General features: G+C 70.1%; 23 protein-coding genes and 1 riboswitch. Of the genes, 3 read left to right on the top strand and 20 right to left on the bottom strand.

Going from position 1 to position 22,455, the window contains the following annotated elements; genetic code table 11:
• Window positions 1-11: 11 nt before the first annotated feature.
• From ACG10_RS12920 to ACG10_RS12980, 13 genes are all read right to left on the bottom strand, one after another.
• The gene (locus tag ACG10_RS12920; RefSeq protein WP_089168530.1) at window positions 12-743 is read right to left on the bottom strand and encodes an adenosylcobinamide-GDP ribazoletransferase; all 732 of its coding nucleotides are present in this window, start codon (window positions 741-743) and stop codon (window positions 12-14) included.
• A gap of 2 nt (window positions 744-745) precedes the next feature.
• A complete protein-coding gene (gene cobC, locus ACG10_RS12925) occupies window positions 746-1,315 on the bottom strand; it encodes an alpha-ribazole phosphatase family protein (RefSeq protein WP_089168531.1) in 570 nt (189 codons plus the stop codon).
• Window positions 1,312-2,370 (bottom strand): nicotinate-nucleotide--dimethylbenzimidazole phosphoribosyltransferase, encoded by a 1,059-nt coding sequence (gene cobT / locus ACG10_RS12930; RefSeq protein WP_089168532.1) that lies wholly within the window; start codon window positions 2,368-2,370, stop codon window positions 1,312-1,314. Before cobT ends, cobC begins: the two co-directional genes overlap by 4 nt.
• Window positions 2,367-2,888, bottom strand: a complete 522-nt coding sequence (gene cobU, locus ACG10_RS12935) for a bifunctional adenosylcobinamide kinase/adenosylcobinamide-phosphate guanylyltransferase (protein ID WP_089168533.1) — start codon at window positions 2,886-2,888, stop codon at window positions 2,367-2,369. Before cobU ends, cobT begins: the two co-directional genes overlap by 4 nt.
• Window positions 2,889-3,116: 228 nt before the next feature.
• Window positions 3,117-4,574 carry a cobyric acid synthase gene (locus tag ACG10_RS12940; RefSeq protein ID WP_089168534.1) on the bottom strand — a complete coding sequence of 486 codons (1,458 nt, stop codon included), beginning with the start codon at window positions 4,572-4,574 and terminating at the stop codon, window positions 3,117-3,119.
• Entirely contained in the window at window positions 4,571-5,638 is a 1,068-nt protein-coding gene (cobD, locus tag ACG10_RS12945) for a threonine-phosphate decarboxylase CobD (RefSeq protein WP_089168535.1), read from the bottom strand. The genes ACG10_RS12940 and cobD overlap by 4 nt, the downstream gene beginning before the upstream one ends.
• Window positions 5,631-6,539, bottom strand: coding sequence for an adenosylcobinamide-phosphate synthase CbiB (gene cbiB, locus ACG10_RS12950; protein ID WP_089168536.1), 909 nt, complete (start codon window positions 6,537-6,539; stop codon window positions 5,631-5,633). The genes cobD and cbiB overlap by 8 nt, the downstream gene beginning before the upstream one ends.
• Window positions 6,536-7,186: a 5,6-dimethylbenzimidazole synthase gene (gene bluB / locus ACG10_RS12955; RefSeq protein WP_089168537.1), complete on the bottom strand. Its 651-nt coding sequence runs from the start codon at window positions 7,184-7,186 to the stop codon at window positions 6,536-6,538. The genes cbiB and bluB overlap by 4 nt, the downstream gene beginning before the upstream one ends.
• A 27-nt stretch (window positions 7,187-7,213) precedes the next feature.
• Window positions 7,214-8,506 (bottom strand): cobyrinate a,c-diamide synthase, encoded by a 1,293-nt coding sequence (locus ACG10_RS12960; protein WP_089168538.1) that lies wholly within the window; start codon window positions 8,504-8,506, stop codon window positions 7,214-7,216.
• 145 nt (window positions 8,507-8,651) lie between these two features.
• The gene (cobO, locus tag ACG10_RS12965) at window positions 8,652-9,263 is read right to left on the bottom strand and encodes a cob(I)yrinic acid a,c-diamide adenosyltransferase (protein ID WP_039803421.1); all 612 of its coding nucleotides are present in this window, start codon (window positions 9,261-9,263) and stop codon (window positions 8,652-8,654) included.
• Complete coding sequence (locus ACG10_RS12970; protein ID WP_089168539.1) at window positions 9,260-9,844, bottom strand: hypothetical protein; 585 nt, start codon at window positions 9,842-9,844, stop codon at window positions 9,260-9,262. The genes cobO and ACG10_RS12970 overlap by 4 nt, the downstream gene beginning before the upstream one ends.
• A gap of 47 nt (window positions 9,845-9,891) precedes the next feature.
• Window positions 9,892-11,745, bottom strand: coding sequence for a TonB-dependent vitamin B12 receptor (gene btuB / locus ACG10_RS12975; RefSeq protein ID WP_089168540.1), 1,854 nt, complete (start codon window positions 11,743-11,745; stop codon window positions 9,892-9,894).
• Between the two features lie 94 nt (window positions 11,746-11,839).
• Window positions 11,840-12,070, bottom strand: a riboswitch (cobalamin riboswitch).
• 79 nt (window positions 12,071-12,149) lie between these two features.
• Complete coding sequence (locus ACG10_RS12980; RefSeq protein ID WP_089168541.1) at window positions 12,150-12,884, bottom strand: SIR2 family NAD-dependent protein deacylase; 735 nt, start codon at window positions 12,882-12,884, stop codon at window positions 12,150-12,152.
• Window positions 12,885-12,988: 104 nt separating this feature from the next.
• Here ACG10_RS12980 and ACG10_RS12985 point away from each other — a divergent pair, with 104 nt between their 5' ends.
• On the top strand, window positions 12,989-13,696 hold the full coding sequence (locus ACG10_RS12985) for a glutamine amidotransferase (RefSeq protein ID WP_089168542.1): 708 nt from the start codon (window positions 12,989-12,991) through the stop codon (window positions 13,694-13,696).
• 11 nt (window positions 13,697-13,707) lie between these two features.
• Here the strand turns inward: ACG10_RS12985 and ACG10_RS12990 are convergent, their stop codons facing one another.
• From ACG10_RS12990 to ttcA, 6 genes are all read right to left on the bottom strand, one after another.
• On the bottom strand, window positions 13,708-14,223 hold the full coding sequence (locus ACG10_RS12990) for a C40 family peptidase (RefSeq protein WP_089168543.1): 516 nt from the start codon (window positions 14,221-14,223) through the stop codon (window positions 13,708-13,710).
• Between the two features lie 139 nt (window positions 14,224-14,362).
• Window positions 14,363-14,980 carry a C40 family peptidase gene (locus tag ACG10_RS12995; protein ID WP_089168544.1) on the bottom strand — a complete coding sequence of 206 codons (618 nt, stop codon included), beginning with the start codon at window positions 14,978-14,980 and terminating at the stop codon, window positions 14,363-14,365.
• Window positions 14,981-15,328: 348 nt separating this feature from the next.
• Window positions 15,329-16,096 carry an NAD-dependent deacylase gene (locus tag ACG10_RS13000; RefSeq protein WP_089168545.1) on the bottom strand — a complete coding sequence of 256 codons (768 nt, stop codon included), beginning with the start codon at window positions 16,094-16,096 and terminating at the stop codon, window positions 15,329-15,331.
• Between the two features lie 126 nt (window positions 16,097-16,222).
• Window positions 16,223-16,894 carry a DNA-3-methyladenine glycosylase I gene (locus ACG10_RS13005; RefSeq protein WP_039803406.1) on the bottom strand — a complete coding sequence of 224 codons (672 nt, stop codon included), beginning with the start codon at window positions 16,892-16,894 and terminating at the stop codon, window positions 16,223-16,225.
• Between the two features lie 91 nt (window positions 16,895-16,985).
• A complete protein-coding gene (locus ACG10_RS13010; RefSeq protein WP_089168546.1) occupies window positions 16,986-18,065 on the bottom strand; it encodes a 3-deoxy-7-phosphoheptulonate synthase in 1,080 nt (359 codons plus the stop codon).
• A 479-nt stretch (window positions 18,066-18,544) separates the two neighbouring features.
• Complete coding sequence (gene ttcA, locus ACG10_RS13015) at window positions 18,545-19,369, bottom strand: tRNA 2-thiocytidine(32) synthetase TtcA (RefSeq protein WP_089168547.1); 825 nt, start codon at window positions 19,367-19,369, stop codon at window positions 18,545-18,547.
• Window positions 19,370-19,652: 283 nt separating this feature from the next.
• Here ttcA and ACG10_RS13020 point away from each other — a divergent pair, with 283 nt between their 5' ends.
• Together ACG10_RS13020 and ACG10_RS13025 are read left to right on the top strand one after the other, a co-directional pair.
• A complete protein-coding gene (locus ACG10_RS13020) occupies window positions 19,653-20,252 on the top strand; it encodes a Yip1 family protein (RefSeq protein ID WP_089168548.1) in 600 nt (199 codons plus the stop codon).
• A gap of 203 nt (window positions 20,253-20,455) precedes the next feature.
• Window positions 20,456-20,950, top strand: coding sequence for a SprT family zinc-dependent metalloprotease (locus ACG10_RS13025; RefSeq protein ID WP_039803397.1), 495 nt, complete (start codon window positions 20,456-20,458; stop codon window positions 20,948-20,950).
• Here ACG10_RS13025 and ACG10_RS13030 read toward each other — a convergent pair.
• A complete protein-coding gene (locus ACG10_RS13030) occupies window positions 20,925-22,253 on the bottom strand; it encodes a dicarboxylate/amino acid:cation symporter (protein ID WP_089168549.1) in 1,329 nt (442 codons plus the stop codon). The genes ACG10_RS13025 and ACG10_RS13030 overlap by 26 nt on opposite strands.
• Between the last annotated feature and the right edge of the window lie 202 nt (window positions 22,254-22,455).

The following is a 22,455-nucleotide window of genomic DNA, read 5'->3' on the forward strand; positions in this document are numbered from 1 at the left end:
CTGTTCGCCCCTCAGAGCGCCAGCCCCACCACTACCGCACACTCCACCAGCTCCAGCAGCGCCCCCGCGGTGTCGCCGGTGGTGCCGCCGAGGCGCGCCAGCAGGCAGTGGCGCAGCCAGAGAAACAGCGCCGCCGCCAGCAGCAGCGCCAGCACGCCGGCGCCACCGAACAGCAGCGGACAGGCCGCCGCCACGCCCAGCAGCACCGCCCGTCCTGCTTTTCGCGGCAGGTGTTCGGCGAGAGCCTGGCCAAGGCCGCCGGGACGCACGTAGGGGGTGGAGAGAAACAGCGCCAGCAGCGCACCACGCCCGATCAGCGGCGCCAGCAGCAGCGCCGCGACCGCGCCCTGCCCGAGCAGCGCCAGCAGCGCGGCGAACTTCAGCAGCAGCACGACGACCAGCACCACCACGGCGATCGGCCCGCTGCGCGGGTCCTTCATGATCGCCAGGGTGCGCTCGCGGTCGCCGAAGCCGCCGACCCAGGCATCGGCGCTGTCGGCCAGGCCGTCCAGGTGCAGCGCCCCGCTCAGGCCGACCCAGGCGGCGAGCAGCAGCGCCGCGTGCAGCGGCCCCGACGCATCGCCGAGCAGGCCGTGCAGGGCGACCAGCAATATCCCGAGCAGCAGCCCGACCAGCGGATACCAGAGCAGCGAGCGGCCCAGTTGCGCCGGCTCCGGCATGCCGGGCAGGCGGATCGGCAGACGGGTGAGGAACTGCAGGGCGATCAGCAGGGGCAGCGGCATCTTCAAAGCTCCTGCCAATTCGAACCGTCCAGGCGCAGGCGGTGCAGCGCGCCGTGGGCCACCGTCACCTGCAGCAGCGCGCCGCGCGGCAGGCCGCGGGCACGCGCCAGCAGCAGGCGCATCACCCCGCCGTGGCTGACCAGCAGCAGGCGGCGGCCGGCGCAGTCGCGGCGCAGCTGCTCGACGGCCTGCAGCACCCGCGTCTCGAAGGCCGCCAGCGGCTCGCCGTCCGGCGGAGTGAAGGCGTAGGGATCGTTCCAGAAGCGGCCCAGCGCCTCGGCGTCGGTCTGCATCAGCGCGGCGGCGCTGCGCCCTTCCCAGGCGCCGAAGTGCAGCTCGCGCAGGTCCGCCTCCAGCTGCAGCGGCAGGTCGTGCGCGGCGGCCAGCTCGGCGGCGAAGTCGGCACAGCGGCGCAGCGGCGAGCTGACCACGAGATCCCAGGGCCCGGCCGCGGTCGTCGCCGCCTCCATCTGCGCCCGGCCCGCGGCGGTCAGCGCATCGTCCAGGCTACCGCGAAAGCCACCGCCGCATTCGGTTTCGCCGTGGCGCAGCAGATCGAGATGCAGGGTCATCGGCCGGCGTCCGCCACCGCCGCCTCGGCGAAGGTGGCCATCTCGCCGTGCAGCCGGCAGGCCAGCTGCAGCAGCGGCACCGCCAGCGCCGCGCCGCTGCCCTCGCCCAGGCGCAGGCCGAGCTCCAGCAGCGGCTCGGCGGCCAGCGCCTCGAGCACCCGCCGGTGGCCCGGCTCGGCGCCGCAGTGGGCGAACAGCAGCCAGTCGCGGCAGGCCGGATTCAGGCGCACGGCGAGCAGCGCCGCCACGCTGCAGATGAAGCCGTCCACCAGCGCCGGCAGGCCCTCCTGGGCGCAGGCCAGGTAGGCGCCGGTCAGCGCGGCGATCTCGAAACCACCGAGGCGCAGGAGGATCTCCAGCGGCTCGCCGGCATGCGCGCCGTGCAGCACTAGGGCGCGCTCGACGACCGCGACCTTGCGCGCCACCCCGACGGCGTCCAGCCCGGTGCCCGGCCCGACCAGCGCCGTCGCCGGACGCTCCAGCAGGGCGCAGGCCAGGGCGCTGGCGGAGCTGGTGTTGGCGATGCCCATCTCGCCGCCGATGTACAGCTGCGCGCCGGCCGCCCGGGCACGCCGCACGCTATCGCGCCCGGCTTCGAGGGCGTCACGGCCCTGCTGCGCGCTCATCGCCGGCCCGCGGAGGAAATTCGCCGTACCGCGCCCCAGTTGCAGGCGGCGCACGCCGGCCGGCGGCGGCCCCAGCGGCTCGGCCGTGCCGAGGTCGAGCAGCTCCAGTTCGGCGCCCAGCTGGCGGGCCAGCACGCTGATCGCCGCGCCGCCGGCGGCGAAGTTGCGCAGCATCTGCCCGGTCACCGCCTGCGGATAGGGCGACACGCCCTCCTCCGCCACGCCGTGGTCGCCGGCGAAGATGGCGATCCACAGGCGCTCGACGACCGGCCGCTCGCGGCCCTGCAGGGCGGCCAGGTGGATCGCCAGCTGTTCCAGACGGCCCAGCGAGCCGCGCGGCTTGGTCAGTTGCTGCTGACGGATGGCGGCCAGGGTGCGGGCGGCCTCGTCCAGCGGTCGGGCGGCGGCCTGCCACCAGTCGTGGTTCATACAGGATCTCCCTTGAGGGTCATGGGCAGGCCGGCGACACAGAACAGCACCCGGGCGCAGCGCTCGGCCAGCGCCTGGTGCAGCCAGCCGGCCTCGTCCACGTAGCGCCGGCTCAGCTCGCCCAGCGGCACCACGCCGAGGCCGGTCTCGTTGCCGACCAGGATGATCCGCCCGGGCAATTGCGGCAGGCATTCCAGCAGCGCGTCGCGCTCCTGCGCCAGGCGCGCCGGATCGTCGGCCAGCAGCAGGTTGGTCAGCCACAGGGTCAGGCAGTCGACCAGCAGGCAGCGCTCCGCCCCGGCCTGCTCGCGCAGCACCCGGGCCAGCGCCATGGGCTCCTCGACCAGCGCCCAGCCGGCCGGCCGCCGCTGGCGGTGATGGACGATGCGCGCGGCCATCTCGCCGTCCAGCGCTTGGGCGGTGGCGACGTAGGTCACCGCCAGTCCGGACTCCGCGGCCAGGCGCTCGGCCAGGCGGCTCTTGCCGGAGCGGGCGCCGCCGAGGATGAGTTCATGCATCGTGATGCCTCTCGATTCGTTGTAGGGCGGGTGCAACCCGCCGGGTTCGGTGGGACCTTCGCCATGTCTGGCGGGTTGCACCCGCCCTACCAGGCTTGCGTAGGGTGGGTTAGCCGCATCGCGGCGTAACCCACCAAGGATGCCGACAGGCATCCCCATGGCCGGCCCGGCAGGCCGGTCGGTGGGTTACGGCCTCCGGCCTAACCCACCCTACGGAGGCTGCAGGCGTCATCCGGGCAACCCGCACAGCGCGCGCAGCCGCGCCGTGTCCAGATGCGCCTCGACCAGATCGGCCAGGCGTTCGATGTCGCGCTCGCGCAGGGCGTGGTAGTCGTGGGTGACGACCTCGCCCAGGCCGGCCCAGCGCAGCAGTGCGCTGCAGGCGGCGGGCGACTCGAACAGGCCGTGCAGATAGGTGCCGAGCACCTGGCCGTCCTCGCTGCAGGCGCCGTCGCTGCGCCCGTCGTCCAGCCGCACCGCCGGCCGCTCGAGCCCCGCGCCGCGGCTGACCCCGGCATGGATCTCGTAGCCGGTGATTTCCGCCTCCTCCAGCGCCAGCCGCCCGCGCACGTTGCGCAGCTGCTTCTCGGCTTCCAGCACGGTGTCCAGCGCCAGCAGGCCGAGGCCCCGAGCGCTGCCCGGCGCACCCTCCAGCCCCAACGGATCGGCGATGGTGTTGCCGAGCATCTGCAACCCGCCGCAGATGCCGAGGAGCTTGCCGCCGTAGCGCAGATGGCGGCGGATCGACTCTTCCCAGCCCTGCGCGCGCAGGAAGGCCAGATCGGCACACACGCTCTTCGAGCCGGGCAGCACGATCAGGTCGGCCGGCGGGATGCGCTGGCCGGGGCCGACGAAGCTCAGTTCCACCTGCGGATGCAGGCGCAGCGGGTCGAAGTCGGTGTGGTTGCTGATCCGCGGCAGCACCGGCACCGCCACCTTCAGGCGCTCGCCGGTCTTGGCCACCTGACGATTGTCGATGGCGTCCTCGGCCTCCAGATGCAGGTCGTGCAGGTAGGGCAAGACGCCCAGCACCGGCTTGCCGGTGTGCGCCTCCAGCCAGTCGAGACCCGGCTCGAGCAGGGCCAGATCGCCGCGGAAGCGGTTGATCACGAAGCCCTGCACCCGTGCCTGCTCGCTCGCGGAGAGCAGTTCCAGGGTGCCGACCAGATGGGCGAACACCCCGCCCCTATCGATGTCGGCGATGAGGATCACCGGGCAGTCGACCGCCTCGGCGAAGCCCATGTTGGCGATGTCGTTGGCGCGCAGGTTGATCTCCGCCGGCGAACCGGCGCCCTCGACCATCACCACCCGGTACTGCTCGCTCAGACGCCGGTGCGAGACCAGCACCGCCTGGCGGGCCACGCGCTTGTAGTCGTGGTAGGCGGCGGCGTCCATGCTGGTGACGGCGCGGCCGTGGATGATCACCTGGGCGCCGGTGTCGCTGCTCGGCTTGAGCAGCACCGGGTTCATGTCGGTGTGCGGCGCGAGCCCTGCCGCCTGCGCCTGCACCGCCTGGGCGCGGCCGATCTCGCCGCCGTCAGAGGTGACGGCGCTGTTCAGCGCCATGTTCTGCGGCTTGAACGGCGCCACCGCCACGCCCTGGCGGGCCAGCCAGCGGCACAGCGCGGTCACCAGGGTGCTCTTGCCGGCGTCGGAGGTGGTGCCCTGCACCATCAGGGTGGTCATGAAGACTCCTTGCATGTAGGAGCAGATTCATCTGCGATCATCTTCACCCGGTCGCGAATGAATTCGCTCTTACCGGGCCGCGCCGGATCGGCCAGCGCCCGGGCCAGCCGCAGCCAGCCGGCCTCGTCTGCCGGCAGGCCGAAGCGCAGGCTGGCGGGCTCATCGAAGCGCCGCACCAGAATGCCGCGGCGGGCGAGAAAGTCGTGCCACTGCACCGCGGCGGGCGTGCAGACCCACTGGAACAGCGCGGTGCCGCCGGCCGGCGTCAGCCCCTGCGCGTCCAGCAGCCCGGCCAGCCGCTGCCCTGCCGTCTGCAGCTGGCCGGCGCGTCGTTCACGCGCCGCGCCACTGGCCGGCCCCAGCGCCTGCAGGCCCAGCGCCCGCGCCGGGCCGCTGACCGTCCAGGGGCCGAGGCGCCCGTGCAGCCGCGCCAGCAGCGCCGCCTCGGCCAGCACGAAGCCCAGGCGGACGCCGGCCAGGCCGAAGAACTTGCCGAACGAGCGCAGCACGATCAGCCCCGGCCGCTGGCTGTGGACCGCCAGGCTGTATTCGGGCGTGCAGTCCATGAAGGCCTCGTCGACCAGCAGGCAGCCGCCGCGTCGGGCCAGCCGGGCCTGCCAGTCGAGCAGACGGGACGGCTCGAACCGCTCGCCGGTGGGGTTGTTGGGATTGGCCAGCACCAGCACATCGAGCTCGTCGAGACGCGCCTCGATGTCCTCGGGAACCAGACGGATCAGCCGATGGCCGGCCCGTTGCCAGGCCTGGGCGTGCTCGGCGTAGCTCGGCGCCAGCACACCGACCCTTCCTGCCGCGAACAGTGCCGGCAGCGCCTGGATCGCCGCCTGGCTACCGGCCACCGGCAACGCCTGGGCGGCGCCGTAGCAGGCGCAGGCGGCCTCGGCCAGACCGTCATCGTCCTCCGGCAGACGCGCCCAGGCATCGAGCGGGATGGACGGCATGGGCCAGGGCTCGGGGGCGATGCCGGTGGACAGGTCGAGCCAGTCGCTCAGAGGAATCCCGTAGCGCTGCGCCGCGGCGCGCAGGCGACCGCCGTGCTCAAGCATGCAGCCAGTCTCCGAGCAGAACCAGCGCCAGCCAGAGCAGCACGCCGCGCTGCAGCAGGCTCCAGGCCGCGGCGATGGTCCCGGCATCGGCCGGGCCGCCGGCGCCGAGGGTCGGGCGCTCGTGCCGCGCACCGTGGTAGACCGCCGCGCCGCCCAGCTCGACGCCCAAGGCGCCGGCGCCGGCGGCCATCACCGGGCCGGCGTTGGGGCTGTCCCATAGCGGCGCCTGATGGCGCCAGCAGGCCAGGGCGAGCCGCGTGTGGCCGAGCAGCGCGTAGGTCAGCGCGGCGAGGCGCGCCGGGACATAGTTGAGGGCATCGTCGATCCGCGCCGCGGCCCAGCCGAAGCGCTCGAAGCGCGGCGTGCGGTAGCCCCACATGGCGTCCAGGGTATTGGCCAGCCGGTGCAGCACCACCCCCGGCGCGCCGGCCACGGCGAACCAGAACAGCGCGGCGAACACCGCATCGCTGCCGTTCTCCAGCAGCGACTCGCTGGCGGCGCGGGCCACGCCGCCGGCATCCAGCGCCGAGGTGTCGCGACTGACCACCCGGCCCACGCCCCGGCGCGCCGCCTCCAGATCACCGCGCTGCAGCGCCTCCAGCACCGGCCGGGCGTGTTCGCCCAGGCTGCGCAGACCGAGCGCAGCATACAGGGCGAGCACCGCCAGCAGCTCGCCAACGAGTGGCAGTTGCGCCAGCAGGCCGGCGAGGAAGGTCAGCGGCAGCACCGCCAGGGCCCAGGCGAGCAGGCCGTCGAGGCGGCGGCCGCGCTCCGCCGCGTTGAAGCGACTCTCCAGCCAGTCGGCCAGTCGGCCGAAGCCGACCAGCGGATGGAAACGCCGCGGCTCGCCAAAGACCGCATCCAGCGCCACGCCGGCGAGCAGGCTCAATCCCAGGCTCATGGACGCACGCCCCAGCGGTTCTCGAAGAGCATCTCGGCCAGCGACCTCTCCTCGGCCCAGCCCTGCTCCACCAGCATCGGCCGCGGGTAGAAGCCCTCCACCGGGCCGAGGCAGAGCAGCGCCACCGGCTCGGCGCCAGGCGGCAGGCCGAGCAGTTCGCCGAGCGCCCGCGGCTCGAACAGCGACACCCAGCCCATGCCCAGGCCTTCGGCGCGGGCCGCCAGCCAGAGATTCTGGATGGCGCAGGACAGCGAGGCCAGGTCCATCTGCGGCAGGGTGCGGCGGCCGAAGACGTGCGCCTCGCGGCCGTCCATCAAGGCGCCGACCAGCAGCTCGGCGCAGTCGCCGATGCCCTCGACCTTCAGGCGCATGAACTCGTCGGCGCGCTCGCCGAGGGCCTCGGCGGTGCGCACCCGCTCGGCTTCCACCAGCTCCTTGATGCGCTGGCGCAAATCGGCGTCGCTGATGCGGATAAAGCGCCAGGGCTGCATCAGGCCGACGCTGGGCGCCTGGTGCGCGGCGTTGAGCAGACGCGCCAGCAGCTCCGGCGCCACGCTGCCGCCACTGAAATGGCGCATGTCGCGGCGTTCGGCGATGGCGCGGTAGACCGCGGCGCGCTCGGCGTCGCTGAAGGCGTGGGGGTTCATCGCAATTCCTGTGGGTTCACCCGCGCCTCAGGGGCGCAGCAGCGCGGCCGCCGCCTGCGGCGCCGAGGGCAGGTAGAAATGGATGTAGCTGGCGGTCAGCCGGCCGCGGCGGTAGACCGCCTCGGCGGTACGCCGGTAGTTGGGGCATTCGCCGTGGGCGACAGGCGTCAGCGCGCAGGCCATGGTGGAATGGTGGTAGCTGTGCCCGCGCAGGCGCATGCCGTCCAGCTCGACCTCCTGCATCGCCAAGGCGGCCAGCTTCGGCTGCATCCAGGCCTCGCCGGGCAGCAGACCGAGCATGGCTTCGCGGCGGCCGTCCAGATCGGTCAGGGCGTCGAGCAGGTAGAGCATGCCGCCGCACTCGGCGAGGATCGGCCTGCCGGCCTCATGGTGGGCGCGGATCGCCGCGCGCATCGGCGCGTTGCCGGCCAGCCGGTCCAGGTGCAGCTCGGGATAGCCGCCCGGCAGGTAGAGGCTGTCGACCGCCGGCAGCGCGGCGTCGTCCAGCGGCGAGAAGAACGCCAGCTCGGCGCCGAGCCGCTCGAGCAGTTCCAGGTTGGCCTGGTAGAGGAAGGCGAAGGCGGCGTCGCGCGCCACGCCGATGCGCACCCCGGCCAGCAGCGGCTCGGGCGCCGCCTGTGCGGGCGCGGCGAAGGCCACCGGCGGCGGCAGGTCGGTGCCGGCGCTGGCGGCCAGGGCCGCGGCGGCGGCGTCCAGGCGGGCGTCGAGATCGGCCAGCTCCGCGGCCTGGACCAGCCCCAGGTGGCGGCTCGGCAGCTCGATGTCGGCGCTGCGCGGCAGCGCGCCGTACCAGCTCAGGTGCGCCGGCAGGCTGTCACGGAGGATCTCGCCGTGACGGGCGCTGCCGACCCGGTTGGCCAGCACCCCGGCGAACGGCAGGTCGGTCTGGAAAGTGGCCAGGCCGTGGGCGACGGCGGCGAAGGTCTGCGCCATGGCCGCGGCGTCGATCACCGCCAGCACCGGCACGCCGAAGCGCCGCGCCAGGTCGGCGGCGGACGGCGCGCCGTCGAACAGGCCCATCACCCCCTCGATGAGGATCAGGTCGGCCTCCCCGGCCGCCTCCCAGAGCAGGCGCCGCGACTCGGCCTCGCCGACCATCCACAGGTCGAGCTGGTGGACCGGCGCGCCGCAGGCGCAGGCGAGGATCATCGGGTCGAGAAAATCGGGGCCGCACTTGAACACCCGCACGCGCCGGCCCCGGTTGACGTGATGGCGGGCCAGGGCGGCGGTGACGGTGGTCTTGCCCTGGCCGGAAGCCGGGGCGGCGATCAGCAGGGCCGGGCAGTGGCGCTCGTTCATCGGAGCCTCCCGACGTTCGGGATCGCGAACGAATCCGCCCCTGCATGGCCTAGGGCGGGTGAAACCCGCCGGGTTCGGTGGGGTCTTCGCCATGTCTGGCGGGTTTCACCCGCCCTGCACGAGCCGTATACATCCACTCGCCGCATCAGAACTCGATCCCCTTCTGCGCCTTCACCCCGGCCTGGAAGGCGTGCTTGACCAGGGTCATCTCGGTCACGGTGTCGGCCGCCTCGATCAGTCCGGGCGGCGCGCCACGGCCGGTCACCACCACATGCTGGTGCAGCGGCCGCGCCTGGATGTCGGCGAGCAGCGGCTCCAGCTCCAGGTAGCCGTACTTCAGGGCGATGTTCAGCTCGTCGAGCAGCACCAGGTCGATCGACGGATCGTCGAGCAGCTCGCGGGCCACCACCCAGGCCTCGCAGGCCTTGTCGATGTCGCGCTGGCGGTCCTGGGTTTCCCAGGTGAAGCCCTCGCCCATCACGTGGTAACGCACCTGCTCGGGAAAGCGCCGGAAGAAGGCCTCCTCGCCGGTGCTGGCGGCGCCCTTGATGAACTGCACCACACCGACCCGCAGGCCGTGGCCGAGCGCGCGGGCGACCATGCCGAAGGCTGCGCTGCTCTTGCCCTTGCCGTTTCCGGTGTGCACCAGCAAGAGGCCGTGCTCGTCGGTGGCCTGGGCGATCTTCCCGTCGACCACCGCCTTCTTGCGCTGCATGCGCGCCTTGTGGCGCGCGTCCCGTTCCGGCGACTCGCTCATCCGCGGGCTTCCTGCGCCCGCTGCGACTTCAGGCGGGCGGCGAAGCCGGCGTAAAGCGCAGTGGCGAGGCCCACGTAGAGCGCCAGGTTGGCCAGGCTGCGCGGGTAGTGGCTCAGCACGCGCTGCACGAACTCGGCGAACGCCGGCTCCGGATAGCGGCCGGAGAAGAAGTAGAAGCCGCCGCCGGAGAACAGATAGCAGACGAAAGCGCTGAAGATCACCGCCAGGCCGAGCACGGCCAGGCTGTCCAGCCGGTCCAGACTGTCGCGCTGCAGAACGGCGAAGATCCGCCCGCCCAGCCACAGCGAGCCATAGGCCGGAACCAGCAGCCAGTAGGCCGGCGACAGGCACCAGTCGCTCACGCCCATCCAGCCGGTGGCGACGAAATCGAGCAGCGTGGCTTCGAGGAACAGCGCCGGGAACACCCAGCGCGGGCTCAGCAGGGCACCGGCGAGGAAGAACACCGCCCAGGAGGCGCTCGGCAGGTTGAGGGTGGCGAAGTGCTGACCACGGGTCATGGCCATCAGCAGGGCCAGCGCCACACCGACGACCAGCTGGCTGCGGGGGGACAGGTTGAGCATGCTGCGTTCTCCTTGTGGATGGTTCCGGCCCGCCGGCCGGCGGCGCCTCACAGCGCCTGGTAACGGACGGTGAAGTACACCGCCTGCCCCGGCTGGTTGTAGCCCAGGGCGGTTTCGTAATCGGCGTTCAGCAGGTTGGCGACGCGCGCCTGCAGACGCCATTCGGGGGTGATGCGGTATTCGCCGCGCAGATCCACGTCGGCGTAGCCGGACAATTCGTTGTCGTTGGCCACGTCGTCGTAGCGCCGGCCCTCGGCGTGCAGCGTGGCGCCGACGGCGAAGTCGCCGAAGCGCCGGTCCAGCTCCAGGTTGAACATCTGCGAGGCGCGGCGCGGCAGCTCGTTGCCCTCGTTGTCGCCCGAGCCGCTGTTCTCCGGCTCCAATAGACTGTAGTTGGCGCTCCAGTCCCAGCCGAACGAGCGGCTGCCGACCTCCAGCTCCAGGCCGCGGATGCGTGCCTCGTCGATGTTCGCCGGCCCCTGGATGGAGGAATCGTAGACGATCAGGTCCTTCACCTTGGTGCGATAGGCGTTCAGCGACCAGTGCCCCCAGTCGTGCACCCCGGACAGGCCGACCTCCAGGCTGTGCGAGGTTTCCTCGTCGAGGTCGGCGATGCCGTAGAAGGGATAGTACAGCTCGTTGAAGGTCGGCGCCTTGAAGGCGCTGCCGTAGCTGACGGTGGCGCGCAGGGCGTCGGTCAGGGCGTAGCCGTAGGCGACGTTGCCGGTCTCGTGCTGGCCGAACTGCTCGTTGTTGTCGCGGCGCAGGGAGACCTGCCAGTCGTGGCGGCCGTATTCGCCGAGGTACTGGACGAAGGCGCCGTTGTTCTCGCGGGAGTCCTCGTCGTAGTCAGTGGTGCCGTTGACCTCCTCGCGCTGGTAGTCGACGCCCAGGGTGAGGACGTGGCCTTCGGCCAGGGTCAGGTCGTTCTGCCAGCTGGCGCTGTCGCGGCGGCTGTCGAAGCGCGAGTAGAAGCTGCCGTCCTGGTAGGTGTCGGACTTGTCCTCGTTGCGCCCGGCCTGCAGGGTGACCTGCCAGAACGCCAGCGGGCTGAAGCGCGCGCGGCCGCTGACCACGTTCTGCTCGCCGTCGGCGTTGGCGGAAAAGCCGGCGGTGCCGCGGCGGTTCACCTGGTCGTAGTCGTTGTGCGACTTGGCGCGCAGGAAGGTGCCCTCCAGTTCCAGGCCGTTGTCGAAGCGCCAGCCGGCGCGCAGCGCGGCCGAGTGGTTGCGGTAGCCGTCGGCGTCGTTCTCGTAGCCGCTGGTCCCGGGGCTCTTCACGTTGATGCCGTCGGTGTCCTCGCTGCTCAGGGCCAGGCTGTACCAGCCGTGGGCGTTGCCGCCGGAAACCCCGGCGCTGCCGGTGTAGGCGTCGTGGGTGCCGTAGCCGGCGGAGAAGAACGGCTTGGGCGCACCGTCACCGCCCTTGCGGGTGAAGATCTGGATCACCCCGCCGATGGCTTCCGAGCCGTACAGGCTGGAGCGCGGCCCGCGGACCACCTCGATGCGCTCGATCATCTCCACCGGCAGATCCTGCCAGGCGGCGGTGCCGGTGGTCACCGAGCCGACGCGCACGCCGTCGATCAGCACCAGCACATGGTCGGACTCGGTGCCGCGCAGGTAGACGGAGGTGGACTTGCCGTGGCCGCCGTTGTTGGCGATGGATACTCCCGGCACCCGCTTGAGCAGCTCCGGCACCGACTGCGCCTGGCTGCGCTCGATGTCGTCGCGCTCGATCAGGCTCACCGCGGCGAGGCTGTCGCGCAGGGTCTGGGCGCTGCGTGCGGCGGTCACTACGGTGGCGTCGAGGCTCAAGGGGTCGTCGGCCGCCTGGGCCGGAGAAAGGCAAAAGAGGCCCAGCAGCGCGGACGCCGCCGGCCCGAAACAGGGCTTGCGAATCAAGGTCGTTCTCCGCCGCGCCACCCGCACGGCCTGAAATCAGCGAAAGCGGGCGGGAAAGCGCTCAGGCAGAACCTGCCTGCGGCCTTCTCCGCGCCGCCAGAAATCGCGACAGGCCGGTCTCCGGGCTCACGAGCGAAGCGCCATGCGGCGGCTTCCGAAACCACGCCTTCCCGTGCCATGCGGGACACAGTGGCCTTACGGCGGTTTCGCGACTCGTCTACCGTTGCGGGGGCAGCGCCGGCCTTGTGTCGCGGATCATCGCGGCACGCACCGGCTTCCCTGTTTCACCTTTCGTGAGAAAGGCACCTGAAGCGAGGCGCGCAGGGTAGTGGAAACGCCGGCCGGGCACAATGAGACGGATCGCCCGATATCATGAGATCCGCTCATGTTGCGACAGCCGGCGCTCAGCCCTCCAGTGCGGCCAGCAGCTCTGGCAGGACGCTGCCGGCCGGGCCGTGCAGGCAGAGGTCGGCATGCCGGCTGAGCGGGGTCGGCTGCGGATTGATCTCGACCACGAAGGCGCCACGGCGCTTGGCCGAAAACGGCAGCTCGGCGGCCGGATAGACCAGGCTGGAAGTGCCGACGCTGAAGAACAGCCCGGCCTGCAGGCCGGCTTCGCTGGCCCGGGCCAGCACATCGGACGGCAGGTTCTCGCCGAACCAGACCACCGCCGGGCGCAGCAGGCCGCCGCAGGCGCAGTGCGGCAGGCTGTCGAGCGTCGCCGGCCAGTCACCGCCGTCGGCCTCGCAGCGAAAGCACTTCAGCCGGTGGAGGTTGCCGTGCAGCTCCAGCGGCGCCGGGCTGCCGGCGCGCTGGTGCAGGCCGTCGACGTTCTGGGTGATCAGCGTGACCCCGGGCAGCCGCCGCTCCAGCGCGGCGATGGCCAGGTGCGCCGGGTTCGGCTGAGCGGCCAGGCACTTCTCGCGGCGCCAGGCGTACCACTCCCAGACGGTGCGCGGATCGGCGCGAAAGCCCTCGGGGCTGGCCAGCTCTTCCGGGCTATAGCGCGCCCAGAGCCCGGTCTGGGCGTCGCGGAAGGTCGGGATGCCGCTCTCGGCGGACACCCCGGCGCCGGTGAAGAACACCACGCGGGCAGCATCGCGCAGGCGGCGGGCGAGATCGGGAAGGGCGTCGTGCATGCTGGAACTCCTCGATGGTCGTTGGCGGCCCGCCGATCTCGACAACCGGCCAGCCCTTCGCATAGGTTGCCTTCTTACACCCACAACATGGAGCCGGTACAGGCATGAAAACCGCCATCGCCATCCGCCACGTCGCCTTCGAGGATCTCGGCGTCTTCGCCCCCGTGCTGGAAGAACTGGGTTACCAGATCCGCTATGCCGATCCCGGCATCCTGGACGCCGACGAGCTGGCCGCGCTGAACGTGGAGGCGGCCGACCTTCTGGTGGTCCTCGGCGCGCCCATCGGCGCCTACGATGAAGCCACCTATCCCTTCCTGCTGGCGGAGCTGGAGCTGATCGGCAGGCGGCTGCGCAGCGGCAAGCCGCTGCTCGGCATCTGCCTGGGCGCCCAACTGATCGCCCGCGTCCTGGGGGCGAAGGTCGCACCGATGGGCGTCAAGGAAATCGGTTTCGGCGCTCTCCAACTGACCACGGAAGGCGCCGCCGGCTGTCTCGGCGCACTGGGCGACGGCGGCACCGTGCTGCACTGGCACGGCGACATGTTCCAGCTGCCGCCGGGCGCCACCCTCCTCGCCCGCACCGAGATCTGCCCGAACCAGGCGTTCATGCTCGGCAATGCCGTGCTGGGCCTGCAGTTCCACCTCGAAGCCGATCCCGCGCGGATCGAACAGTGGCTGATCGGCCATGCCGCGGAGCTGTCCGCCAGCGGGATCGACCCGGTGACGATCCGCCAGCAGGCGAAGGACGTGGGGGAAGAGCTGCGCCGGCGCGGACAGCAGGTGCTGCGCGACTGGCTCGCCGGGCTGGCCTGACGGCCCGTCCGTCAGGGCTGACGCGCCACCGGCATGCCGCGCAGCACGCGCCGGGCGCCCAGATAGCGCCCCTGCCAGTAGCCGTCGGCCAGGCGATCCAGGCGCACCGTGCCGCCGCTGGAGGGGGCGTGCACGAAACGCCCCTCGCCCACATAGATGCCGGCATGGCTGACCCGACCGCTGCCGTCGGTGGCGAAGAACACCAGGTCGCCGCTGCGCAGGGCCCCGGGACGCACGCCGGGCGCGCGCATGGCGAGCATCTCGCGGGTCGAGCGCGGCAGGCGCAGGCCCGCCGCCTCGCGGTAGACATAGCCGATCAGCCCGCTGCAGTCGAAACCGGAATCCGGGGTGTTGCCGCCCCAGCGATAGGGCGTGCCGACCAGGCCGAGGGCGCGGACCAGCACGTCCTCCGCCGCCGGCGAGGGGGGACCGGGGTCGGGCAGCTTATGGGGCATGGGAGAGCGGGCGGAGCAGGCCGCGAGCAACGCGGCGAGAAGGACCAGGGCAAGGCGGGCCTGAATGGGCATGGGCGACAGTCCGATTGTCGAATCGCCCTACTCTGCCGACAGGCGGCAGCCCGCGCAAGCCGCCGCATGGCCATTCCCCGACGCCAATGAAAAGGCCCGATCGCGTCGCCGGGATCGGGCCTTGTCGAGAGCGGAGGCTTCAGTCGTGCTGCGCAGCCAGCACCATGGGGCGACCGGCCGGCGCCTGCCTGTCGTTGGAGGCCATCACCAGGGCCCGCTTGGCCTGCAGGTAGCTGGCATTCCAGTAGCCGTCGCTCAGGCTGTCCACCCGCACGCCGCCGCCACGCCGGCTGGCGGAATGCAGGAAACGGCCATTGCCGATGTAGACGCCGACGTGACTGACCTGGCCGCGGCCACGGTTGTTGAAGAAGATCAGGTCGCCGGGGGCCAGCTCGTTGCGGGCCACGCGGGGCGCGTCGAGGGAGATCATCTCGCGGGTCGAGCGCGGCAGCTTGATGCCCGCCTCTTCGCGGAACAGGTAGCCGATGAAGCCGCTGCAGTCGAAACCGGTGTCTTCCGAGTTGCCACCGTAGCGGTAGGGCGTGCCGAGCAGGCCGAAACCGCGTACCAGAATGCTGTCGGCCAGGGCCGGCAGACGATAGCCGTCGTTCAGCGCGGCCAGATCCTTTTGGCTGGGCTCCTGGGTCAGGGATACCCGCTTGGGAGCGGAGAAGTCCTGCTGCGGAGCCTGCCCCGCGCAGCCGGTCAGGAGAACGGCGAGCGCCAGGGGCACGAGGGTTGCGAGACGATTCAGCATGGGCAAACGCTTATCTAAAGGTCTAATGGCCGGCGACTATGCCTGTGACGAGAACGATTTACAAATTCTCCCTGTGCGGATTGTGACAAAAAAGGCGTTTTCGGATGCCTGCCGCACAGGCAATGTCGCATTCCATACACACCTCCGCGGCACCCGCCAAAACCAGCCGAGCCCAGGATCTGTGCGGGCTCCAGCCTGGACCAGAGGCCTTCTCGAGGGGATTTCTGGAGCTGCCGGCATGTGTTTTCCCTGCGACAACCCGTCGCAAAATCATTTCGCCATCACGCGTGCGCTTTCGCGCTCGTTCCGGCTGGCTGTCACAGGGGAGCAGCGATAAGAGTGCGGTACTCAGCCGCGGGCAAGACGCTCCAGCAGGGCCGGCAGGATCTGGGATGCCCGCCCCGGCAGATGGATGTCGACGATGTCGCTGAGATCGGTGCGCTGCGGGTTGATTTCCGCGGTGAAGCCACCGGACTGCCAGGTGCACAGGACCGGCTCGACGATATAGGGAAAGCTCGCCGTGGTGCCCACCGCCAGCACCGCATCGAAGCCGCGGGCGAGCTGTTCGGCGAGGGTCTGGCAGGCGTGCGCGGGGAGCATTTCCTCGAACAGCACCACCGGCGGGCGGAGCACCCCGCCGCACTGCGCGCAGCGCGGCGGCAGCGGCCGCTCCAGGTGCTCGCGCAACTCGTCGCTGCGCCTGCCGCAGCGCTGGCAGTACAGCGGCGCCAGTTCGCCGTGGATCTCGATCAGCCGCTCCGGCGGCGAGCCGGCCGCACGGTGGTAGCCGTCGATGTTCTGGGTCAGCACCCAGCAGCCGGGCTTGCGCCGCTGCAGCTCGGCGATGGCCATGTGGCCGGCGTTGGGGCGGGCCGCCAGGCAGGCGCGGCCCAGCTCGGCGAGGTACTTCCAGCACAGCGCCGGGTCGCGCCGCAGCATGCCGGCGGACAGCGCCGCCTCGATCGGCAGGCCTTCCGGCGTGCAGCCGTTGTAGAGGCCGCCGAGGCCGCGATAGGTGGGCAGGCCGGAGTCGGCGGAAAGCCCGGCCCCGCTGATGACCAGGATGCGCTCGGCGCGCCGCAGCGCGCCAGCGATCCGTTCGATACCGTCTTCCATTCAGTCTCCTTCGGACGGAAGCATTCCCTGACCGCCCTCGCCAACCAATCGATGCCCGGCTCAGTGAAGCCCAGGAAGCGCCGGAGGGAAAAGACCTTCGGTCGCCTTCCCTGGCGACCGCCCCCCTCAGTGGTTCACGGTGTGGGCGAGCATCACCGACAGCTGGCACAGCGGCCGGCCGCTTTCCGCCTGCCAGCGGTTGAAGGCGGCCTGTACCGCAGCCAGGTCCTTCTGGCTGGTCGGCGCCTTGTCGACGATGCCCTGGGCCTTGAGCGCGGCGACCACGTCCTCGGTGGGGATGAAGGTGTCCTTGCCGGCCATGCGCAGCAGGCGCGGCGCCGACAGCCCGCCGAGCTGGTTGCCGTGCCTGGCCAGGTACTTCCACAGGCCGACGATATCGGCGACCGGCCAGTCGGCGATCAGCGCACCGAAGCTGCCCCGCTCCTGCGCCACCTCCAGCACGAAGCGGGCATTGAGCGGCACGCTCCTGAGCTTGGCCAGGTGGCGGATCAGCCGCTCGTCGTGCATCAGCCGCTCCAGATGCTCGGCGCCCATCAGCACTACCTTGTGCGGATCGAAGCCGAAGAAGGCCGCCTCGAAGGCCGGCCACTTGGCGTCCACCAGGCTGTGCTTGAGGCCGGCGCGAAACACCCGCAGGGCGATCAGCGACAGGTAGCGATCATCGGGCAGCGCGCGCAGCTCGTCGGCGCTCTTCGGTTGCGGCAACTGCGCCTCCAGCGCCGCCGGCGAGCCGAAGCGGTTGAGACAGTATCCGTGCAGCCATTGGTAGTCGCGCATCCTGTGGGTCCGGTCCGTGAAAAGCGGCCACACAGGTTGCCCGCAGGCGGTGCCGCTCCGCAAGTGCGCAGTGACGCGGAGCGGCGGCGGTTCAGCCGCGCAGGCGCCGGGCGGCGTCCAGCAGCAGCCGTTCGGTGGCGCTCCAGCCGAGGCAGCCGTCGGTGATCGAGACGCCGTAGCGCAGCGCGCCGGACAACGGCTGGCAGCCGTCGAACAGATGGCTCTCCAGCATCACCCCGCGCAGGCTCGCATCGCCGGCCAGGCGTTGCTCGAGCACGCTGTCCAGCACGGCTGGCTGGCGCAGCGGGTCCTTGCCGCTGTTGGCGTGGCTGCAGTCGACCATGATCCGCGCCGTGATGCCCTGGCGCTCCAGCGCCTGGCGGGCGCCGGCGACGCTGGCCGCATCGTGGTTCGGCCCGTTATGGCCGCCGCGCAGCACCAGATGGGTGTCCGGGTTGCCGCGGGTCTGCAGCAGGGCCGGATGGCCCAGCTCGTCGATGCCGAAATGCCGGTGGGCATGGGCGGCCGAGCGCATGGCGTCGCAGGCAATGCCCAGGCTGCCGTCGGTGCCGTTCTTGAAGCCCACCGGCAGGTCCAGGCCGCTGACCATTTCGCGGTGGATCTGCGACTCGCTGGTGCGCGCGCCGATGGCCGCCCAGCCGAGCAGGTCGTCGAAGTAGCTGGCCGCCAGCGGCTGCAGCAGCTCGTTGGCCAGCGGCAGACCCAGCTCGAGAATGTCCAGCATCAGCCGGCGCGACAGGCGCAGGCCTTCGGCCATGTCGCCGCTGCCGTCCAGGTGCGGATCGTAGACCAGGCCTTTCCAGCCGACGGTGGTGCGCGGCTTCTCGACGTAGGCGCGCATCACCAGCAGCAACTGGTCGCCGACCTGCGGCGCCAGCTCGGCCAGGCGCGCGGCGTAGTCCCGTGCGGATTCGGGGTCATGCAGCGAACAGGGGCCTACCACCACCAAAAGGCGCGGGTCGTGACCGTCGAGCACGGCGCGGATGGCGGCGCGGTCGGCCTGGACGCGTGCGGCGAGCGCAGGACTCAGCGGCAGGCGCTGGCGCAGCACGGCGGGACTGGGCAACGGCTGGGCGCTGCGGCGGGCGGGAACGGACTCGGCGGTGGCGAGGGGGCTGGTGGCGAGCTGGGCGGAAACGGATGCATTCATGATCTGGCGGTCCTTGGCCGGCGCGGGCGATCCCGCGGCGGCACTAGTCGATTGTTCGTTCGGTCGTTCGTTCGAGAGCGGTCGGGACGGCGGCGAAGCGGCTAAATCGCCAGTCATGGCGGTAATGACGGCAAGTGCTGCGATAGCTGGTCATCGGCGATTCCTCGTTGTGCGGGCCTTTGGCGGCCGGAAAAACAAAACCCCCGGTCGGGTTGCCGACCGGGGGTTTGCGAAAACTTCTGGTGGCGACCCTGCTTGCCGGGGCGCCTGCGGGGTATCAGGCGCGCCTGTGGCTAAACCAATACCCGAAGTAATAACCGGCAGCCGCGACTTGCCGCGCACGACCCGGCGCAGTGCGCGCGGCACCGGCGTGGACGAGGGACGGAAGATCGAGGCTGAGCGGCATGCTGTTCTCCAAGAGATGTCCGAACCTTACTCCAGCGGCCCGGTGGTTTTCAACCGGGCCGTCCGGATGAGGCTCATAGACTCATCACGTCGACGAAGCGCGGCGTGGCCTCGTCGTCGATGCGCAGGCCGGCGAAGTCGAACAGCTTGCGGTCGGCCAGCTGCGAGGGGTGCACGTTCTGCAGGGCACGGAACATGATCTCGGTGCGCCCCGGCGACTGGCGCTCCCAGTCGCGCAGCATCTCCTTGACCACCTGGCGCTGCAGGTTCTCCTGGGAGCCGCAGAGGTTGCAGGGGATGATCGGGAATTCCTTCAGCCTGGCGTAGGCCTCGATGTCCGTCTCGCTGCAGTAGGCCAGCGGGCGGATCACCACGTTGCGGCCGTCGTCGGAGAGCAGCTTGGGCGGCATGGCCTTCAGGGTGCCGCCGTAGAACAGGTTGAGGAAGAAGGTCTCGACGATGTCGTCGCGATGATGGCCGAGCGCCATTTTGGTCGCACCGATCTGGTCGGCGAAGGTGTAGAGGGTGCCGCGGCGCAGGCGCGAGCACAGCGAGCAGGTGGTCTTGCCCTCGGGGATCTTCTCCTTGACCACCGAGTAGGTGTCCTTCTCGATGATGTGGTACTCGACGCCGATGGACTTCAGGTAGGCCGGCAGCACGTCCTCGGGAAAGCCCGGCTGCTTCTGGTCCATGTTCACCGCGACGATCTCGAACCTGATCGGCGCCACCTTCTGCAGGTAGAGCAGCACGTCGAGCATGGTGTAGCTGTCCTTGCCGCCGGACAGGCAGACCATCACCTTGTCGCCCTCCTCGATCATGTTGAAGTCGGTGACCGCCTCGCCGGCCAGGCGGCGCAGGCGCTTCTGCAGCTTGTTCTGATTGACCGAAAGGGTGCCCATGGTGCTGTGAATCCGGAAGGTACGAAAGGCCGGGCATTTTACGCGCAAATGATGCACAACGGGCTGCCAGCCCCCGACTTGGCGCGAGCTGCCGTCGCCGGGCTGTAATAATGTAGCGTTATCACCCTTTCCCCAAAGAGAGCAAATCACTCTAAAGCCACGATCTGCGCGGTTTCCAGACGGCTTCTATACTCCGGTTGCAAGGTCGCGAGGCCGCATCGGAGCCTGTCGCAGACGCGGGGGCACTCTGGAGCGGCCGTTAAAAATAAAGAGGAGAACTGGCATGATCAACCATGTCTGGGGGCTGTTCACCCACCCCGATCAGGAGTGGCAGGAAATCCGTGGCGAAGAGGAAAGCATCAGGCACATGTATCTCACCCATGTCCTGTTCCTGGCGGCGATTCCCGCCGTCTCGGCCTTCATCGGCACGACCGAGGTCGGCTGGAGCGTGGCCGGCGGCGAGCCGGTCAGACTGACGGTAGCGAGCGCTCTGCAGATGAGCGTCATGACCTACCTGGCGATGCTCGCCGGGGTGGCGGTGATGGGCGGTTTCATCCACTGGATGGCGCGCACCTACGATGCCAATCCGAGCCTGACGCAATGCATCGTGTTCGCCGCCTACAACGCGACGCCGATGTTCGTCGGCGGGCTCGCGGCGCTCTACCCCAACCTCTGGCTGGCCATGGTCGTCGGCACTGTGGCGGTCTGCTACACGACCTACCTGCTCTACGTCGGCCTGCCGACCTTCATGAACATCCCCCGCGAGGAAGGCTTCCTGTTCTCCAGCTCGGTGCTCGCCGTCGGCCTGGTGGTGCTGGTGGCGATGATCGGCATCTCGGTGATCCTCTGGGGCTTCGGCATGGGGCCGACCTATACCAGCTGAACGCAGCCGCCTTCATCCGCAACCGCGAGGCCGCCCCTAGGGGCGGCCTCGGTGTCTCTGCGCCGGAAAAGGCCGCGCCGAGGCGCCCCGCCGCGAGCGTCCGCTGGGAGGGTTCCGGGGAACGGGACCGACGGACAGGCGCGAGACAGCCCTGACCGCCGTGCGGCTTTCGGCATAATGGCGCGAACAGGAGGTATCGCCCCATGCCCGAATTGATTCTTGCCCGTGTCGACGCCTGCTTCTGCCAGGCCGAGGTCTTCTTCGAACGCCGCCTCGCGCGCCCGCAGGTCAGCCTGCAGCTGCGCGGCCAGAAGGCGGGCGTGGCCTATCCGCGGGAAAACCTGCTGCGCTTCAATGCCCGGCTGTACGAGGAGAACCGCGAGGACTTCCTGCGCCAGACGGTGGCCCACGAAGTGGCGCACCTGGTGGCCTTTCAGCTGTTCGGAATGGGGATCAGGCCCCATGGGGAGGAGTGGCAGCGGATCATGCAGGAGGTCTACGGCCTGCCGGCCAAGCGCTGCCACGACTATGCCGTGCAGCGCCGCCGGGCGACCCACTACCTGTACCGCTGCCAGTGCCCGGACGGCGAGTTTCCCTTCACCGCGCAGCGCCATTCACTGGTGCTGCGCGGTCGCCGGTATCTCTGCCGCCGCTGCCGGGCGGTGCTGGAGTTCAGCGGCGAGCGGCGTCTTCAGTGACCAGGACCGGCTCGGCGGCGGCCTCGACGGCAGCCTCCTTGCCCTGGCTGGCCAGCTCGCGCTGCATCTGCTCGCTGTCCAGCTGGCCGACCCACTTGGCCACCACCACGCTGGCCACGCCGTTGCCGATCAGGTTGGTCAGCGCGCGGGCCTCGGACATGAAGCGGTCGATGCCGAGGATCAGTGCCAGACCGGCCACCGGCACATGGCCGACCGCCGACAGGGTGGCCGCCAGCACGATGAAGCCGCTGCCGGTGACGCCCGCTGCGCCCTTGGAGGCGACCAGCAGCACTGCCAGCAGGGTCAGCTGCTGGGTCATGTCCATCGGCGTATCGGTGGCCTGGGCGATGAACACCGCGGCCATGGTCAGGTAGATCGAGGTGCCGTCGAGGTTGAAGGAATAGCCGGTCGGAATCACCAGGCCAACCACCGACTTGTGGCAGCCGAGCTTCTCCATCTTCTTCAGCATGCGCGGCAGCACCGACTCGGAGGACGAGGTGCCGAGCACGATCAGCAGCTCCTCGCGGATGTAGCGGATGAAGCGCAGGATGTTGAAGCCGTTGGCGCGGGCGATGCCACCGAGCACCACCAGGATGAAGAACACGCAGGTGATGTAGAAGCACAGCATCAGCTGGCCCAGCTGCACCAGCGAACCGACGCCGTACTTGCCGATGGTGAAGGCCATGGCGCCGAAGGCACCGATGGGCGCGACCTTCATGATCATGTTGATAATGCCGAACATCACGTGGGCGATGCGATCGATGAACTCCAGCACCGGACGGCCGAAGTCGCCCATGCGCTGCAGGGCGAAGGCGAAGATCACCGAGAAGAACAGCACCTGCAGGATGTCGCCGTTGGCGAAGGCGCCGACCACGGTGCTGGGGATCACGTTGAGCAGGAAGCCGATGGTGCTCTGCTCGCCGCCGGCCTTGGCATAGGCCGCGATGCTGCTGGCGTCCAGGCTCGAGACATCGACATGCATGCCGACGCCCGGCTGCACGATGTTGATCACCACCAGGCCGATGACCAGGGCCACGGTGGAAACGATCTCGAAGTACAGCAGCGCGATGCCGCCGGTCTTGCCGACCGCCTTCATGTCCTGCATGCCGGCGATGCCGCTGACCACGGTGCAGAAGATGATGGGAGCGATGGCCATCTTGATCAGCTTGACGAAGCCGTCACCCAGCGGCTTCATCGCCTCCCCGGTTTCCGGATAGAAATGCCCCAGCGCGATGCCGACGGCGATGGCCACCAGCACCTGAACGTACAGACTCTTGTAGAAAGGTTGTTGTTGATTGGACATTGCAAGGTCCTCACAAGCGACGCCTGAACTCCTTCCTGGATACGGACGCCACCAGACTGGGTACCTCCCTCCTCCGGGGAGATTCTTGTATCCCCGCAGGCGGGGCTGTCCAATCTGTAAGGCAAGGCATATGCCATTCCGCCAAAATAAAAAAATTCCTTTTAAATCAAAAAACTACAGAACAAAAACCCGGCCACGCAGC

The sequence above is a fragment of the Azotobacter chroococcum genome, from assembly GCF_002220155.1.
GTDB classification, from domain to species: Bacteria; Pseudomonadota; Gammaproteobacteria; order Pseudomonadales; family Pseudomonadaceae; genus Azotobacter; species Azotobacter chroococcum.

Excerpts from the sequence above, each read along its gene's own strand:
- ACG10_RS12920 (WP_089168530.1), bottom strand. The coding sequence starts at position 743 with ATGCCGCTGCCCCTGCTGATCGCCCTGCAGTTCCTCACCCGTCTGCCG.
- cobC (WP_089168531.1), bottom strand. The coding sequence starts at position 1,315 with ATGACCCTGCATCTCGATCTGCTGCGCCACGGCGAAACCGAATGCGGC.
- cobT (WP_089168532.1), bottom strand. The coding sequence starts at position 2,370 with ATGAACCACGACTGGTGGCAGGCCGCCGCCCGACCGCTGGACGAGGCC.
- cobU (WP_089168533.1), bottom strand. The coding sequence starts at position 2,888 with ATGCATGAACTCATCCTCGGCGGCGCCCGCTCCGGCAAGAGCCGCCTG.
- ACG10_RS12940 (WP_089168534.1), bottom strand. The coding sequence starts at position 4,574 with ATGACCACCCTGATGGTGCAGGGCACCACCTCCGACGCCGGCAAGAGC.
- cobD (WP_089168535.1), bottom strand. The coding sequence starts at position 5,638 with ATGCTTGAGCACGGCGGTCGCCTGCGCGCCGCGGCGCAGCGCTACGGG.
- cbiB (WP_089168536.1), bottom strand. The coding sequence starts at position 6,539 with ATGAGCCTGGGATTGAGCCTGCTCGCCGGCGTGGCGCTGGATGCGGTC.
- bluB (WP_089168537.1), bottom strand. The coding sequence starts at position 7,186 with ATGAACCCCCACGCCTTCAGCGACGCCGAGCGCGCCGCGGTCTACCGC.
- ACG10_RS12960 (WP_089168538.1), bottom strand. The coding sequence starts at position 8,506 with ATGAACGAGCGCCACTGCCCGGCCCTGCTGATCGCCGCCCCGGCTTCC.
- cobO (WP_039803421.1), bottom strand. The coding sequence starts at position 9,263 with ATGAGCGAGTCGCCGGAACGGGACGCGCGCCACAAGGCGCGCATGCAG.
- ACG10_RS12970 (WP_089168539.1), bottom strand. The coding sequence starts at position 9,844 with ATGCTCAACCTGTCCCCCCGCAGCCAGCTGGTCGTCGGTGTGGCGCTG.
- ACG10_RS12980 (WP_089168541.1), bottom strand. The coding sequence starts at position 12,884 with ATGCACGACGCCCTTCCCGATCTCGCCCGCCGCCTGCGCGATGCTGCC.
- ACG10_RS12985 (WP_089168542.1), top strand. The coding sequence starts at position 12,989 with ATGAAAACCGCCATCGCCATCCGCCACGTCGCCTTCGAGGATCTCGGC.
- ACG10_RS12990 (WP_089168543.1), bottom strand. The coding sequence starts at position 14,223 with ATGCCCATTCAGGCCCGCCTTGCCCTGGTCCTTCTCGCCGCGTTGCTC.
- ACG10_RS12995 (WP_089168544.1), bottom strand. The coding sequence starts at position 14,980 with ATGCTGAATCGTCTCGCAACCCTCGTGCCCCTGGCGCTCGCCGTTCTC.
- ACG10_RS13000 (WP_089168545.1), bottom strand. The coding sequence starts at position 16,096 with ATGGAAGACGGTATCGAACGGATCGCTGGCGCGCTGCGGCGCGCCGAG.
- ACG10_RS13005 (WP_039803406.1), bottom strand. The coding sequence starts at position 16,894 with ATGCGCGACTACCAATGGCTGCACGGATACTGTCTCAACCGCTTCGGC.
- ACG10_RS13010 (WP_089168546.1), bottom strand. The coding sequence starts at position 18,065 with ATGAATGCATCCGTTTCCGCCCAGCTCGCCACCAGCCCCCTCGCCACC.
- ttcA (WP_089168547.1), bottom strand. The coding sequence starts at position 19,369 with ATGGGCACCCTTTCGGTCAATCAGAACAAGCTGCAGAAGCGCCTGCGC.
- ACG10_RS13020 (WP_089168548.1), top strand. The coding sequence starts at position 19,653 with ATGATCAACCATGTCTGGGGGCTGTTCACCCACCCCGATCAGGAGTGG.
- ACG10_RS13025 (WP_039803397.1), top strand. The coding sequence starts at position 20,456 with ATGCCCGAATTGATTCTTGCCCGTGTCGACGCCTGCTTCTGCCAGGCC.
- ACG10_RS13030 (WP_089168549.1), bottom strand. The coding sequence starts at position 22,253 with ATGTCCAATCAACAACAACCTTTCTACAAGAGTCTGTACGTTCAGGTG.